The sequence below is a fragment of the Virgibacillus halotolerans genome (genome assembly GCF_016908515.1).
Lineage (GTDB): Bacteria > Bacillota > Bacilli > Bacillales > Amphibacillaceae > Virgibacillus_M > Virgibacillus_M halotolerans.
In genome coordinates this window covers 17,251-31,504 of the sequence record NZ_JAFBEA010000002.1, presented here as the reverse complement: position 1 = coordinate 31,504, position 14,254 = coordinate 17,251, and the positions used below count along the sequence as shown (strand labels likewise).

The window sequence follows — 14,254 nt, the reverse complement described above, 5'->3', positions numbered from 1 at the left end:
TGATTAAATACTTGATGGCAATTGATGCTGGTACTGGAAGTGTTCGGGCAATTTTATTTAACACTTCAGGGAGTGAAATTGCCTCTTCTAGTTCCGAGTGGACACATAAAGAAGATAGCCGTTATCCTGGGGCAATGGATTTTGATATTGATATAAATTTAGAAATTATTATAAATCTAATTAAAAAGACAATTATAAAAAGTAAAGTTGATTCTAAAGATATTCTAGCTATATCTACCACAAGTATGAGAGAGGCGATTGTACTTTACGATAAAAACGGCAAAGAAGTTTGGGCCTGTTCAAACGTAGATTCTAGATCTGATGATGAAGTATCTAATTTATATCAAACACAGCCAAACCTAGAAAATGAAATTTACCAAGTTTCTGGTCAGACATTTTCATTAGGGGCAATCCCTAGAATTTTGTGGGTGAAGAATAACATGCCTGAAACTTATGATCGCGTTGAATACGTTTCAATGCTTAATGACTGGATCACTTATAAGTTGTCCAATATAATTTCTGTCGAGCCTTCCAATGGATGTACAACCGGACTATTTAATCTCAAGAATCGTGAATGGGATTTGGAATCAGCCAGAAAATCAGGGCTAAGACAAGATATTTATCCGGCCACATATGAAAGCGGTACCATTATTGGCGACGTGACTGAAGATATTGCAAAAAAAACCGGCTTGAGTACAGATACATTAGTCGTTGCCGGTGGAGGTGATGCTCAATTAGGCTGTATCGGAATGGGGATAGTCAATGATGGTGATGCAGCGGTCTTAGGCGGAAGCTTTTGGCAATATGAGTACACTACGAATGAAATAAAAATGGATGAAGGTGCTCGTGTTCGTGTTAATTGTCATGCTGTGCCACAAACATGGCAATATGAAGCAATTGCTTTTTATCCAGGTCTAGTAATGCGATGGTTCAGAGACAGTTTTTGTGAACTAGAAAAGCATTTAGAAAAGTCAACTGGAAAAAGTGTTTATGAACAAATGGAAGCGAGAGCATTATTGGTACCTCCTGGAAGTAACGGTTTAATTGGAACTTTTTCAGATCAAATGAACTATATTAATTGGAAGCATGCGGCACCTAGTTTTATAGACTTTAAAATAGATTCTGAGCAATTTAACAAAGTAACTTTTTATCGTTCAATCATGGAAAATGCAGCATACACTACAAGAGGAAATATTGAACTAGTAAATGAAATTACTAACACATCACCGACATCCATTGTTTTTGGTGGCGGGGCTTCAAAAAGTGATCTTTGGTGCCAAATTGTATCAGATGTCTTGAATAAACCCGTAAAAGTTCCCGTGGTAAAGGAATCCACTGCATTAGGTGCAGCAATATGTGCTGGGATTGGAGCAAAAGTCTATAAGGATTTCAATGATGCCATATCCAAAGTTGTTCGTTTTGAAAAAGATTTTAAACCAATAGAAGAAAATCGTTCAGATTACGACAAATACTATAATAAATGGAAAAATATTTATCAAGAACAATTAAGTATTTCCGACAATGGTCTCACAGAACATATGTGGATTGCACCAGGATTATAACTAAAAAGGAGTGGTTTAAATGGTTGTTATTAATGAAGCAGACAAAGAATATCGCTTTGGTGATAGTGGTCCCAAGTACCTCCAAAAAGGACCGAGAATGAATTTTGGAATCGTCGTTTTAAAACCAGGTCAAGACTTTACTGCACATTATCATAATATAATGGAAGAGAATTTCTATATCCTTGAAGGCGAGATTGAAATTCATATTGCCAATGAAATATTTCATTGCAAAAAAGGCGATTTCATACATGTTGAACCTAAAAAGGTACATTATCTAATTAATAAAGGGGAAGTTAACTTTAAAGCAGCTTTCATGCTTTCTCCTTACCAAGAGCAAGATAAGGTAGAAGTAGATTATAAACCTTATGAAAAATGATAATTGTTGTATTGACTGTATGATTAAAAATTCTTATCTTGAATAAACTATTTAAAAACAAATTTCAATATAGGAGTGTAAACTGAACCGTTTAAGTGAGAGAGCGTACAGCTCTTACTTCGCAGTCCAGTTTACACTCCCTTATCTGTTAATATTCAAGGTGAATAATAGGTTTTATTACACCTCTGACGGTCTTAATGTATAGAAAACATGGTTCTTCTATGTCGAAATTTGCTTAACGTATGTTTTGCGCTAAATGTAGGTGATATCCCATGAAGAATTTAGATATTCATCATCTGATAAAGAAGATTTTAAATCCTCTAAGGCGGATTCCTTTAAGTCATCAAGTTCGGCGAAAGAATAGGTTACTTCTTCGAGTTTAATGTAACTATCTCCCACAACGTTACTAATATCATTCGCCAACGCGTGGTCTCTCTGTTGTTTGTTCTTTTACATCAATATGAGCAATACCTTTTTTATCGAAATACATTCCTCCAATTTCATCGAACTTTTTAAGGGTTCCAAAACTTTCTTTAATTTCGGCGATATTATTTGTAGTTGCATTACTATGTACTTTTATATTGCCATAAACACTAACTAACGTAGGACACTTTAGCAAACTCGCCGTTTCCCAATTATCAGGAAACGGCTAAACAAAGTATTTATAAAGCTGTGTCAAAATAGAAAAAAACTTATTTTTTCAAGTTTGGTAATTTAACTAGAAGTCAATTTATATCAATATATCGTACGCTCATTCTTTAGGTATTATTTAATGTTTTCGATTAATTCTTCTAAAAAGAGCATGTCATCAATAGGTTGTGTTCCAAGAGGTTTTGGACGTGCAGATGAAATAGCAATAACAACATTTTCATGAGGGTCTATATGAATAACTTGACCATGAATACCTATAGCTTGAAATGCTTTTCTCTGTTTAGATTTTTCAGTCCAAGCAGGCCACCACATTAAACCATAATTTACTGATTCTCCATTTTTTAAAATAGTTGGTTGGCTAGCCAAATCGAACCAGTATTCTGGTAATATAGATTCCCCTTCTATTTTTCCTTTATCTAAAAAGAATTGACCAAATCGTGCGTAGTCTCTTAGTACAGCTGAAAAACCACTACCGCCTATTTCATTACCATCTATGGAGTCAAGCCACCATTCTGCTTTGCCTTCCATGCCATATGGTTCCCATAATTTTTCAGATAGGTAGTCAGATAACTTCTTTTTTGTAGCACCAATAACTATCTCACTAGCTATTGTAGTCTCACCTGTCGAATAATTATGAACAGCACCAGGCTCTCCTACTCTAGGTAATTTTCTTAAAACCTCAATTAATGATCCCGGTTTTTGTGATGTTTGTGCCTCTAAAAAATTACGTCGATCTGATTTTGGATTTGTGTAAGTCTCATCCCATTTTACACCAGAATTCATTCCAAGTATTTGACGAACAGTTGTGTCTTCATAGGCGCTACCTTTAAGTTCTGGTACGTATTTTACTGTTAAATCATCTATACTACTTATATATCCATCTTTAATTGCAATTCCTACTAAGGTTGATGTAATAGACTTAGCAACAGACATTGACATCCACCTTGTATCAGGTCCATTACCGTGTAGGTAATTTTCATAAACTAGCTTTCCATTTTTAAGCACTACAATACCTGTAATCGAATTAAGAGCTAAATAATCATATATGTCATAAAATTGGTCAGCAATCTTTACAGAAAAATCCTGAATTTGCGATTTAAATGAATGCAAAGATAAAGATGACTTTTTAAGAGGTTTAGGCTTAGAAGAAGCAGGGATTGTGCGTGTTGGAAAAAGACGCTCTATATTACGAAATGTATTAATTGCTGTGTCAGGAAACATATTACCATCATAAATATTATTTATTGTTCCTATTTTTTCGTTTGAATGCCTATAAAAATTCATTTCAAATATCATTCCTTTCGTTTTTATGAAGTATAGAATATAAAAATATTATTAAATAATTAACTTTTTAAAAGGCTTATTTTATCCGTCTTTCATCTATTATTGGACGAATTGTTCTGTTGTTATCAATTGTTTTAACTCAACTTTGACGTAAATATCAATTGCTTTATCTGAATTAAAATACAGAAGCAATATAATAAATTTTGTGATGAAAATATTTTAACTTTACAAAAACATAGAACTAAAATAAACATTACTCTTTAATTTCCCATACAGGTGGTCCAGCGGACAATCCTCCATCAACCACAAATTCAGATCCAGTAATATACGATGACATATCAGAAGCTAAATATAAAACTAAATTAGCGACATCTGTAGGTGTTCCTAATTTATTAAGAGGCACACTACTAGCTTGGTTATCTAGTTTAGTATTAGATAATTCTGATGCATAGTCTATCATTTGAGTTTTTACGAAACCTGGATAAATAGAATTTACTCGAACGTTTGGAGCAAATTCTGTAGCAGCATGCTTTGTTAAAGATCTAATAGCTCCTTTAGAAGCACCATATAATGAGTGATTAGGTGCTCCGTTAATTGCTGCTGTAGAAGAAGCGTTTATTATAGACCCTTTTTTATTTTTAATCATGTGAGGGACAACATGTTTCATGCCAAGAAAAGTTCCTGTAACATTGATATTCATCAATTTATTCCACTCGTCTAAGCTTATTTCAAATAAGGGTTTTAAAGTAAAGATGCCTGCATTATTAAACAAAATATTAATAAATTTATATCTATCGATAGATTTATTAACAGCTCTTATCCAATCTTCTTCACTGCTAACATCATGTTTAATAAATATAGCTTCCCCACCTTTACCTTTGATTTCTTGTAAGGTTTTATCACCATCTTCTTCATTTATATCAGTTATAACTACTTTAGCCTTTTTTTTCGCAAGTAATAAAGCAGTTGCTTTACCTATTCCTTTTCCACCACCAGTTATAAGTGCAACTTCGTTTTCTAAATTCATTATATTCTCCCTTCACTTTTAATGAGTTGTCCAGCCACCATCTATTATCAATTCTGTTCCTGTAATAAAAGAAGACTCGTCAGATGCTAAAAATAAAACTCCATTAGCAACATCTTCTGGTTTTCCTAGCCTTGGCCAAGGAGTGACTGATTGCATCCACTCAACAATATTAGGATCAAGAAATAAAGATTCGGTCATAGGAGTTTGAATTAATCCAGGATGTACACTATTTACTCTTATATGATGTTTTGCGAATTCCATTGCCGCAGTTTTACTTAGACTACGAATAGCTCCTTTAGAAGCGTGATAAGCGGAATAACCTTTTACTCCAATTATGCCGTATACTGATGAAAGATTAATAATAGATCCTCCACCAGATTTTTTCATCTCTGGAGCTGTATATTTTATACCTATAAAAACACTATTAGAGTTAACTTTTTGGACTTTTTCCCAACCTTCTATTGTTTCTTCTTCTATGGTTTTGGTAGAGCCAATTCCGGCATTATTTACTAATATATCTATTTTGCCAAAATGCTCTTTTGTTTCATTAATAATGTGTTTCCAATCTTTTTCTGAGGTAACATCATGTTTTAAACTTAATACGGACTTTTTATCACCTCTAATATTATTAGCTACATTTTGTAGTTCTTCTTCTAAAATGTCTGTCATTACTACTTTTGCGCCATTTTCAGAGAACATTTTTGCTTCTGCAGCGCCTTGTCCATTTGCTGCTCCTGTAATTATTGCTACTTTATCTTTTAATCTTTCCATGATATATGTTCATCCTTTTATATTTTAAAATTTAAAAAAACAAGAATATTATACTCCTTTTTACTTTTAAAAATTTGCGTGATATGTTTTTATGAAAAATATATTACAGAATAAAAAAGGAGGTTTTTAAAATAATGTAATATTTATTTGTATAGATTATATGGCATATACATTGCATAAAATTGCTCTCAAACATAATACTTATATTTATTTTTGATACTTTTTAATCAGCTATGAAGACTTTTTTTCTTCAGCAATTCTAGTCAATTCTACTCCAGTGGTCTTTTCTCCTCCTATTAAAATTACTAATCCTGAAGCAAAAACAATGATAGAAAGTGCTATTAAAGTTCCAATTCCTCCTACTAAGCTTAATAAGCCTACTATAATGAAAGGGGTAACAATCCCTGTAAGATTACCACCTGAGTCAGTAACTACTACACCTGTAGCTCTAATTCGTGTTGGAAATATTTCTGCCATATATCCATATGCAATAGACTGAGCAGCAATACAGAAAGAAATAAAAAACGCTCCTAAAAACACTAATAATGTACTATGAGTAAACGTAATTAAAATTAAGCCAACTGCAAAAATTACTGTTATAATAAACATAGAAACTTTTCTTTCTAAAGAATCTACAAACCAAAAAGCAAGAATCGCCCCCACAGGAGTTCCCAAGTACCCTAAAGCAGCGAACAAGTTACCGTCAACTAGACCTGCACCAGCATTGCTTATGATAGTAGGTCCATAGGTTAAATATCCATTTGTTGCTACTAACCAAAGACACCAAAATAACAGTGTGATTATAACCCTTTTTACGTAAGGAGGCTTGAATAAAGTTTTCAATTCATTACCTTCATTTTCTTGTTCAATTGGTACATTATATACTTCGGGTAACTTTTCCCCTGTTTTTTCTTCACAAAATCTCTCTATCTCATCTATTTGTTTTTTTGCTTCCTCTATTTTGTTATTAGCAACTAGCCATCTAGGAGATTCAGGAAGATGGTTTTTTCTCAAAAATATTAATAATATTGCAACAATTCCCCCTATAGCTGTTATAATTCTCCAGCCATATTGAAAGTCGATTAATGCTAATGATATAAAAGGAGTGAGTGTTAAACCTCCAGCTCCCCAAAAATACATCATTTGAAGATATTTACCTCGCTTTTTAGCTGGAGAAAATTCTGCAGTAATTGTAGATGCTAGAGCAATTTCTGCACCAGAACCAGCTCCTACTAAAAATCTAAAAAACGTAAGAGACCACATATCCCAAGATAAAGCTGTCATTAAACTACCGAATGCTACAACAATAACAGTTATTAACAAAGCCTGCCTTCTTCCTACTCGATCACCATATACTGCTAAAAAATAACCCCCTAATGGATAACCTAATAAGTAAAAAGAAATAGGTATGGCCGTTTGAGTGGAAGTTAAATTAAATTCTTCAGCTATTGTAGGGATTATGAATCCTTGAATGCTTAAATCATAAAACATAAAAAAGTAAGATAATCCTATAAGCATAAAGGTGATTCCACGCAGTCCTGTTCTAGGTAATCTGTCAATACGAGCATTTAAATCTGCAATTTCTTGTTTTCTATCTATTTCTAACACTCCCTTCATAATTATGAACGTTGTTTCTATTAATTACTATGAAACGAATTATATATTTCTTCTAATGTTGTGAACCATGCTCCTTTATTTTTGGCATAATTGATAAATTCTTCTAATATCTGGATCATATGAGCCCTTCCGCTCGTTTGCGGGTGAACTGTTAAAACAAAGCAAGCTCCATCTTCTTGCAAGGCATAATCAAATGAAGAAATCCATCGGTTTAACACGCTAGAAGTTGAAATGAGTCCTTCGCTAATTCCTGGGATGTACTCTTGTGTAGGGAAATCATCTAGAAACCATGAAACAGGAATTTCCAAAATATTACTAGGTTCTTTAAACACACTACCTTTATCACGATTAACCTCTATCGGACGGATGTAATAAGGATGGAAATCATTCCCCATTAAGCTACTATCGTATTTAAAGTTATATTCTTCTAAGATTCTTAAAGTGTTCGGGCTAAAATCCCAACTTGGAGAACGATATCCTGTGGGATTTATTCCTATTTTTTCTAAGGATTCTAAGCCTTTTTCCATCACTCTTTTTTCTTCTTCATAGCTCATTGGGGTAAGATCTTCATGAAGGTAGCCATGATGACATACTTCATGATTATTTGAAATGATTTCTTTACAGATGTCTGTATGAGTATCTACAGTGTGACCTGGTATAGCCCAAGTCCCTCTAATACCATATTTCTTAAATAATTTTAATATGCGAGGAACACCAACTTCTGCTCCAAACTCACCTCTTGACATAAATGCCGGAGAAGTTTTTTGGAAGGTCCCCATCCAAACCGACGTTGCATCAAAATCACATCCAATATTTACTGCAATATTCTTTCCTTCAGGTAATCTTATTTTTCCGGACTTTTGCATTTTACTTCCTCCTCGTATTATTATTAATATCATTTTTTTAACTACACCTGTTTAATCGCTTTCATTTTAACTCAAATCACTAATATAAAAATAAACTGATTTAAGAAACAATCTTTAATCCTGTGACACCAACAATAATTGCCAATAGACTAAGAATCCGAAAAAAATTTTTTGATTCATCGAAAAATGCCATATTCATAACGACAGCTCCGGCTGTTCCAAAACCAATAAATACAGCATAAGATATACTCACCGATAAATATTTAAAAGAAAAATATAAGAAAGCAAAAGATACCAAAATTCCGCCATAGTAAATAATCCAAGTAAGTAAATTTCGCTTTTTATTATATAAATTTAATCCATATACCCCAATCAATTCTGAAACTGTAGCTAAAAAAACCAATAACCACCCCATTAATTAACTCCCATCCATTTACGGGATTTTCTATCATCTTTTTTAGAATTATGATCTGATAGATTAAGCCCTATTACACCAATTAAAATAATTCCTATAAAAAGTAATTTAATTAACGTAATATCTACATGAAACAAATAAGTATCCATTAATACAGTTCCAATAGTTCCAGCAGCAGCAAAAACAGCATACACTGTTCCAGTAGGTAGACCTTGACAGGCCTTTGCCAGACATTGCAAATCAAAATATATCAATATAAGAATAAATATCCAATGCCACCAAGTATGAGCTATATTAAATCCATAAAGCCAAATTAATTCAAATAAACTAGTTAGAAATACATATATCCATGCTCGATTCAAATAACCCCCCCTAATTACTTAGATGTCGCTAAGTTATAATATTATGATTGAGTTAAACTTCTAAAAGCAAAGTCAAACACTTCTGATTTTTTTAGTTCAATAATTTTTTCATCTTGTTCATTATAAAGAAAAGATTTCTCTGCAGAAGCTTCAATCAAACCTATTAAAATAGCTGCATATCTTTTAGGATTAATTGTAGATCTTATTTCCACTTTATCTTGTGCATTAGAAAGAATTCCACCAATAGCTTCATAATACTTTTCATAGATATTTTCCCAGTGTACAAGATATTCACTTGATGCCAGCCCAGAATATATTAGTGCATAAATATCCTTATATTCTTCTGTTAAGTTAAATATCACTTCTATTATTTTTTTTAGTTTTATATCAAAAGTATCAGAAATATTAACGTGGTTTTTTAATTCTTCTAATATTTTTTCTACCATTATTATTGCAATTTCAGGCATTACGGATAGCTTTGAAGGAAAATATAAATAAAAAGTTCCTTGTGCAATTCCTGCATACTTAACAATATCTGATATTGTAGTGTGTTCAATTCCTTTTTCTTTAAAAGCCTTTATAGCTGATAAAGTAATACTTGTTTTTTTATCTTCCAATAAAATTCCTCTTTTCTTAATTTAAATATTAGGATTATTTTTTATACTATAACATGAAATTTAGTAAAAATGAATGATATTCATTCATTTTTTATTATTATTTTTTATTTACTTTAAGAAAACGTTTCATAACGGTTAAGAATCCTCTTTTAAAATTTTTTTAAAGAAGTTCAATTGATTACAGCCATCGAATTGATCCAGGGGTATCACCAACATTTAACGAAAAACATACGTTAAGCAAACTTCAACATGGAAGAACCATGTTTTCTTTCGATAGGCATAAAGAATCTTACCACCTTCACGTGCTTCTGTTGCATACTTATGGTGCAATAAAGTCTAAGTGACATTCTTTTTCTGTAATTCCTTATACATTTTTCCCCAATCAACTGGGAAGTACCCTTTTTCAATAGCCTATTTCTCCGGAAAGTGAAACGCTTCTAACCATTGATTGGTCATCGTATCGTTCAATTTTTGCACACCACGTTTTGTTGCACGTTGAACGACTTCAGAAACCCTGTTTCTTGAATGAACAGTAAGTACTAGAACTGATCGTTCATTGACTGATTCCTTCAAATTGCAGTTCTAGGACCTTACGACAATTAATCATTAAAAAACCTCCTGTACAATAGTGTCATGCTTAATTGCATGCAGTTATTATTATACAAGAGGTTGTTCTTGTTTATATTATTGGCTCTCCCGTCCGCAAATAGTGGCTCTATCTTCCGCAATGACTGGCTCAAAACTCCGCACAAGTGCCTCTATTCATCCGCAATATTCACCTTCTAGTTCTTTCAGTTATAAAGCTAACTCATGATCTAGATTTGTGAATTGCTTCCATCTTTATAATTTGATTGCCAGATCATCTATGCTCTCTCCAATCTCCCATTTAATTGTAAAAAAAGGATTCGTACCTATAATACGATACAAACCCTTTTAACTACTTGTACTATTTATTTAAAACCTCATTAATAATACCAATAACTCTCTCTTGCTCTTCCACACTCATATTCGATCCACTCGGCAAACACAATCCATATTCAAACAAATAGTCCGAAACACTGTTCCCTTCTTCATGGGCATAATACTTCACACCATCAAACAACGGCTGCAAATGCATTGGCTTCCACACGGGACGAGCTTCGATATTCTCTTCTGCCAATCTATCAATAATGTCGTGATTCGAAACACCCGCGACCTCAGGGTCAATCGTCAAAGCAGTCAACCAGCGATTTGACATAGTATCTGCAAGCTCCGGTTGAAACTTAATCCCTGGGACATAAGCAAACGCCTGATAATATCTTTCAAATACGGCTTTCCGTTGTCCGACACGCTCGTCCAACACTTCCAACTGTCCGCGGCCAATCCCAGCTACAATGTTACTCATGCGGTAATTATAGCCGATTTCACTATGTTGGTAATGGACAGCTTGGTCACGCGCTTGTGTTGCAAGAAATCTGGATTTAGCTAATGCTTCCTCATCATCAGATATGAGCGCGCCGCCCCCGGATGACGTAATAATCTTGTTTCCGTTAAATGAAAAAATTCCAAACTTGCCAAACGTACCGCTTTTTTGGCCTTTATATGTACTACCTAGTGATTCCGCTGCATCCTCTATAACCGGCACACCATAACTATCACAAATTGCTACAAGCTCATCCATTTTGGCGCTTTGTCCGTATAAATTCACGATAATAACAGTCTTTGGCAAACTCCCATCAGCCTGTGCCTCTGCAAGCCCCCGTTCCAATGCAACTGGTGACATATTCCACGTATCCATTTCCGAATCGATTAACACAGGTGTAGCACCTTGATACAAAATTGGATTTGCGCTCGCCACAAACGTTAAGGAAGAACAGAAAACGGTGTCCTCAGCGCTAACTTCCAATAGTCTCAATGCCAAATGAATCGCAGCTGTCCCAGAGGTAACAACTGCTGCCCCATTGATAGCATTATAGTCTGCTAGTTCTTTCTCTAATCCATCTACATTATTACCAAGCGGAGCAATCCAGTTTAGATCGAATGCTTCTTGTATATATTTTTGCTCGTTCCCGCTCATGTGTGGGGAGGAAAGGAAAATTCGCTTGTTTTTATCAGTCATGATTAAATCATTCCTTCTTTATGTATTTATTGCGGTCCAAATAAGTATTTTAATTTTTAAAATAAAATGGATAAATTAATGTCTCGTTCATGTGATCTATTTTTCTATTACTAATTACCCATTATACATGATTTATCCCGATATTGAAAAATTATTCTAACCAATTACCCAATGCTTTTTGCTAATTACTTCTAATTAGAAACAACAAAACCCCCTTTCTCTCATAGGACATTCTTTCATTCACATATCTTTAAAGACAGAATGAAAGGATGTGAGTCAAATGAACCAGGGTAAAATGGAACAGATCGCTGTAAAAGACATCATTGTACGTCATAAATATTTGCCCACGAAAGAAACCGCTGCTCGAAGGTACAGCATCTTTTTGAAAAGTGAAGGGCCGCAAATACATGTATACCGAAATCAGTATGGTGAATTATTATTAGCCAAAGGAATAGAGGCATATAACGCTTTAATGGTGATTGACCCAAATAAACGGGTATCCACATTCGTTGTAAGCGAAAAGGTCACTGAAATAGATTGGACATTCCAACTGCTTCATTACTTTTTCAGTGAAAATGCATACTTCATGCTAAAATATGAATATATTATGCTGTTACTGAACGAAACAAAAAGGGGCGTTAAGAAGATTTGCGACAGAGTTGGTTGTACCGTGAGGATATACTCAAATATAAAATAGATGAACGAGTTCCTGATCAATACAAAGCATTGCCCTCTTTCACAAAAGACGGAAGTTAGTAAATGATATATGCAGGAATCTAAATTTGTACGTTGATCATTGAATTACAAAGCGGCATTTGAAACAGGCAATTGCTTAACACAAGAAAAGCTAAAATCTTTCAAAAGTATATTGATCCATGTCACTCTATTGATGTAAGCTCTCCTGATGCCTTGATATAGATTGTTCATAGACATAAAACAAGCTTTAAATAGTTGGTCCATAGAAGCCTTCATTTCAAATTGGACTTCAGTCTTAAACTCAATATCAATGTATACTTTATTTATTATACCATCTACTTGCATCAATTTCATAATTGCACTTTTCAAAAACACACAAGAAACTACCTTTTAATTAGGAAAAGCCCATGCATAACACCGATGCATAGGCCTCTACTATCTTCATTATAATCCCGATTAAAATTTATAAGAAAACAATCATTGATAACACAAACATAAATATTACACCTGATATCATTGGAACTGAAGTTCTCTTAATAATATTTAGTGGGTCAACTTTTAGCGTACCAGCTATGATCAATACTACTGCTGCAACTGGAGAAACGGATCTAAATAAGTTTCCAGCAAGTCCCATCGGTACACTAACTGCAATTGGGCTAATTCCAGCTGCATCGGCTAAAGGAACTATTAGTGGGATCATCGCAAAGAATAAAGCAATACCACTACCACTAAGGATAACAATTAATGCGGTAAATCCAACCAAAATCAATGGTAGAATAACGTCAAAGCCTTGTCCTTGTATGTTTTCCATTGATTGTTGCAATGTGCTGATAAGACCGATTGATTGTAGTCCTGCAACAAATACGGAAGCGGCTACTAATAGAGCTACAACGGATATCATATTTCCCATACCTGAGAAGAATTTTTCCGTATTCGCTAAAACGTCCTTGCTTCCTTTATGACGAATAAGCTCACAAATAATAGCCAATATAAAGGAAACTAGTACAGCAATCTCTACACTTATTGAAACACTTGTATGAGTTGTGATTTCTAATATAAATGAAGCTAACAGAATAATGATTGGGAATACTGGTAAGATAGCATAAACTGTTTTAAATAGTTTACTACCTTTAATTTCTTTGAATTCTTCTAATTCAACTTCTTCATTTGATTCTACATTTGCAATTTTTTTATCCATTCTCTTTTGCCAAAAATAATGAACTAACGCAATAAAAGCTAATGTTGGTAAAGAAATAATAGCGTGATAACTAAATACATATTGGGTAACTGTTAAATCACTAAAAGCTGCATGCTTTGCCAACTCTTCTGCAACAGCCACATTGTCACTTCCAAGTGGTGTGGGTACAATGGTTGCAGAAGTAGCTATAACTGCGGCTATACTTAAAGTAGACATCCCTGCTTTTTTTAATACAGGATATAATGTTGCCAAAAGCAAAATAGCTAAAGTAGAAGCACTTGGGATAACTAGTGCTAATACATTTCCTATTAAAAATATAATAGGTACTAACACATAGACAGACTTAATTTTGCTAATCGGTTTTGTTAACATTTGGACGGTTAAATCATTCGCTCCAATAAACGACATATAAGCTGTGTATCCACCAAGTATTAAAATGATTAAACCAGCTGAAGTTAAAGTCGACTTAAATTGTTGCACGATGACTTGCAATGGATCCAAGAGTATAGACCCTGTCGGTTCAAAGTCTTTAAGTACAATATCGTTACCCATAAAGAGACTAATGAATAGTAAAACAATCCCCATAAGGAATAAAGCCATCTTAATATCCATCTTTTTTATAAGCATATAAACAATTACCGCAACAGCTAATAATGCTGAACCGTACATGATGATGTTATCTAACATAGGTGATCCCCCCCTTTAAATGGTCAA

Annotated in this window: 15 protein-coding genes; 3 read left to right on the top strand and 12 right to left on the bottom strand. The window is 33.7% G+C overall.

Features of this window, described 5'->3' with window-relative positions; translation table 11 throughout:
• Positions 1-2: 2 nt before the first annotated feature.
• Positions 3-1,562: an autoinducer-2 kinase gene (gene lsrK, locus JOC34_RS06630; RefSeq protein WP_205136354.1), complete on the top strand. Its 1,560-nt coding sequence runs from the start codon at positions 3-5 to the stop codon at positions 1,560-1,562.
• 19 nt (positions 1,563-1,581) lie between these two features.
• Positions 1,582-1,938 (top strand): cupin domain-containing protein, encoded by a 357-nt coding sequence (locus JOC34_RS06625; protein ID WP_205135976.1) that lies wholly within the window; start codon positions 1,582-1,584, stop codon positions 1,936-1,938.
• Between the two features lie 412 nt (positions 1,939-2,350).
• Here the strand turns inward: JOC34_RS06625 and JOC34_RS06620 are convergent, their stop codons facing one another.
• The 11 genes from JOC34_RS06620 to JOC34_RS06570 all read right to left on the bottom strand — a co-directional run bounded on the left by JOC34_RS06620 (position 2,351) and on the right by JOC34_RS06570 (position 11,646).
• Positions 2,351-2,557 carry a hypothetical protein gene (locus JOC34_RS06620; protein ID WP_205135975.1) on the bottom strand — a complete coding sequence of 69 codons (207 nt, stop codon included), beginning with the start codon at positions 2,555-2,557 and terminating at the stop codon, positions 2,351-2,353.
• A 146-nt stretch (positions 2,558-2,703) separates the two neighbouring features.
• Positions 2,704-3,873: a serine hydrolase domain-containing protein gene (locus JOC34_RS06615; RefSeq protein WP_205135974.1), complete on the bottom strand. Its 1,170-nt coding sequence runs from the start codon at positions 3,871-3,873 to the stop codon at positions 2,704-2,706.
• A gap of 253 nt (positions 3,874-4,126) precedes the next feature.
• A complete protein-coding gene (locus tag JOC34_RS06610) occupies positions 4,127-4,900 on the bottom strand; it encodes an SDR family NAD(P)-dependent oxidoreductase (protein WP_205135973.1) in 774 nt (257 codons plus the stop codon).
• Between the two features lie 18 nt (positions 4,901-4,918).
• Positions 4,919-5,671 (bottom strand): SDR family NAD(P)-dependent oxidoreductase, encoded by a 753-nt coding sequence (locus JOC34_RS06605; protein ID WP_205135972.1) that lies wholly within the window; start codon positions 5,669-5,671, stop codon positions 4,919-4,921.
• A 231-nt stretch (positions 5,672-5,902) separates the two neighbouring features.
• Entirely contained in the window at positions 5,903-7,279 is a 1,377-nt protein-coding gene (locus JOC34_RS06600) for an MFS transporter (protein WP_205135971.1), read from the bottom strand.
• Positions 7,280-7,308: 29 nt separating this feature from the next.
• Positions 7,309-8,154: a polysaccharide deacetylase family protein gene (locus tag JOC34_RS06595; protein ID WP_205135970.1), complete on the bottom strand. Its 846-nt coding sequence runs from the start codon at positions 8,152-8,154 to the stop codon at positions 7,309-7,311.
• Positions 8,155-8,254: 100 nt separating this feature from the next.
• Positions 8,255-8,569, bottom strand: coding sequence for a DMT family transporter (locus JOC34_RS06590; RefSeq protein ID WP_205135969.1), 315 nt, complete (start codon positions 8,567-8,569; stop codon positions 8,255-8,257).
• Entirely contained in the window at positions 8,569-8,931 is a 363-nt protein-coding gene (locus tag JOC34_RS06585; RefSeq protein ID WP_205135968.1) for a DMT family transporter, read from the bottom strand. Before JOC34_RS06585 ends, JOC34_RS06590 begins: the two co-directional genes overlap by 1 nt.
• Before the next feature lie 41 nt (positions 8,932-8,972).
• Complete coding sequence (locus tag JOC34_RS06580; RefSeq protein ID WP_205135967.1) at positions 8,973-9,548, bottom strand: TetR/AcrR family transcriptional regulator; 576 nt, start codon at positions 9,546-9,548, stop codon at positions 8,973-8,975.
• Positions 9,549-9,959: 411 nt separating this feature from the next.
• Positions 9,960-10,121, bottom strand: a complete 162-nt coding sequence (locus JOC34_RS06575; RefSeq protein WP_205135966.1) for an integrase — start codon at positions 10,119-10,121, stop codon at positions 9,960-9,962.
• 373 nt (positions 10,122-10,494) lie between these two features.
• Positions 10,495-11,646: a DegT/DnrJ/EryC1/StrS family aminotransferase gene (locus JOC34_RS06570; RefSeq protein ID WP_205135965.1), complete on the bottom strand. Its 1,152-nt coding sequence runs from the start codon at positions 11,644-11,646 to the stop codon at positions 10,495-10,497.
• Positions 11,647-11,926: 280 nt separating this feature from the next.
• Between JOC34_RS06570 and JOC34_RS06565 the strand changes: the two genes are divergently transcribed.
• Positions 11,927-12,343, top strand: a complete 417-nt coding sequence (locus tag JOC34_RS06565) for a hypothetical protein (protein ID WP_205135964.1) — start codon at positions 11,927-11,929, stop codon at positions 12,341-12,343.
• Between the two features lie 462 nt (positions 12,344-12,805).
• Here the strand turns inward: JOC34_RS06565 and dcuC are convergent, their stop codons facing one another.
• Positions 12,806-14,227, bottom strand: a complete 1,422-nt coding sequence (dcuC, locus tag JOC34_RS06560) for a C4-dicarboxylate transporter DcuC (RefSeq protein WP_205135963.1) — start codon at positions 14,225-14,227, stop codon at positions 12,806-12,808.
• Positions 14,228-14,254: the final 27 nt, after the last annotated feature.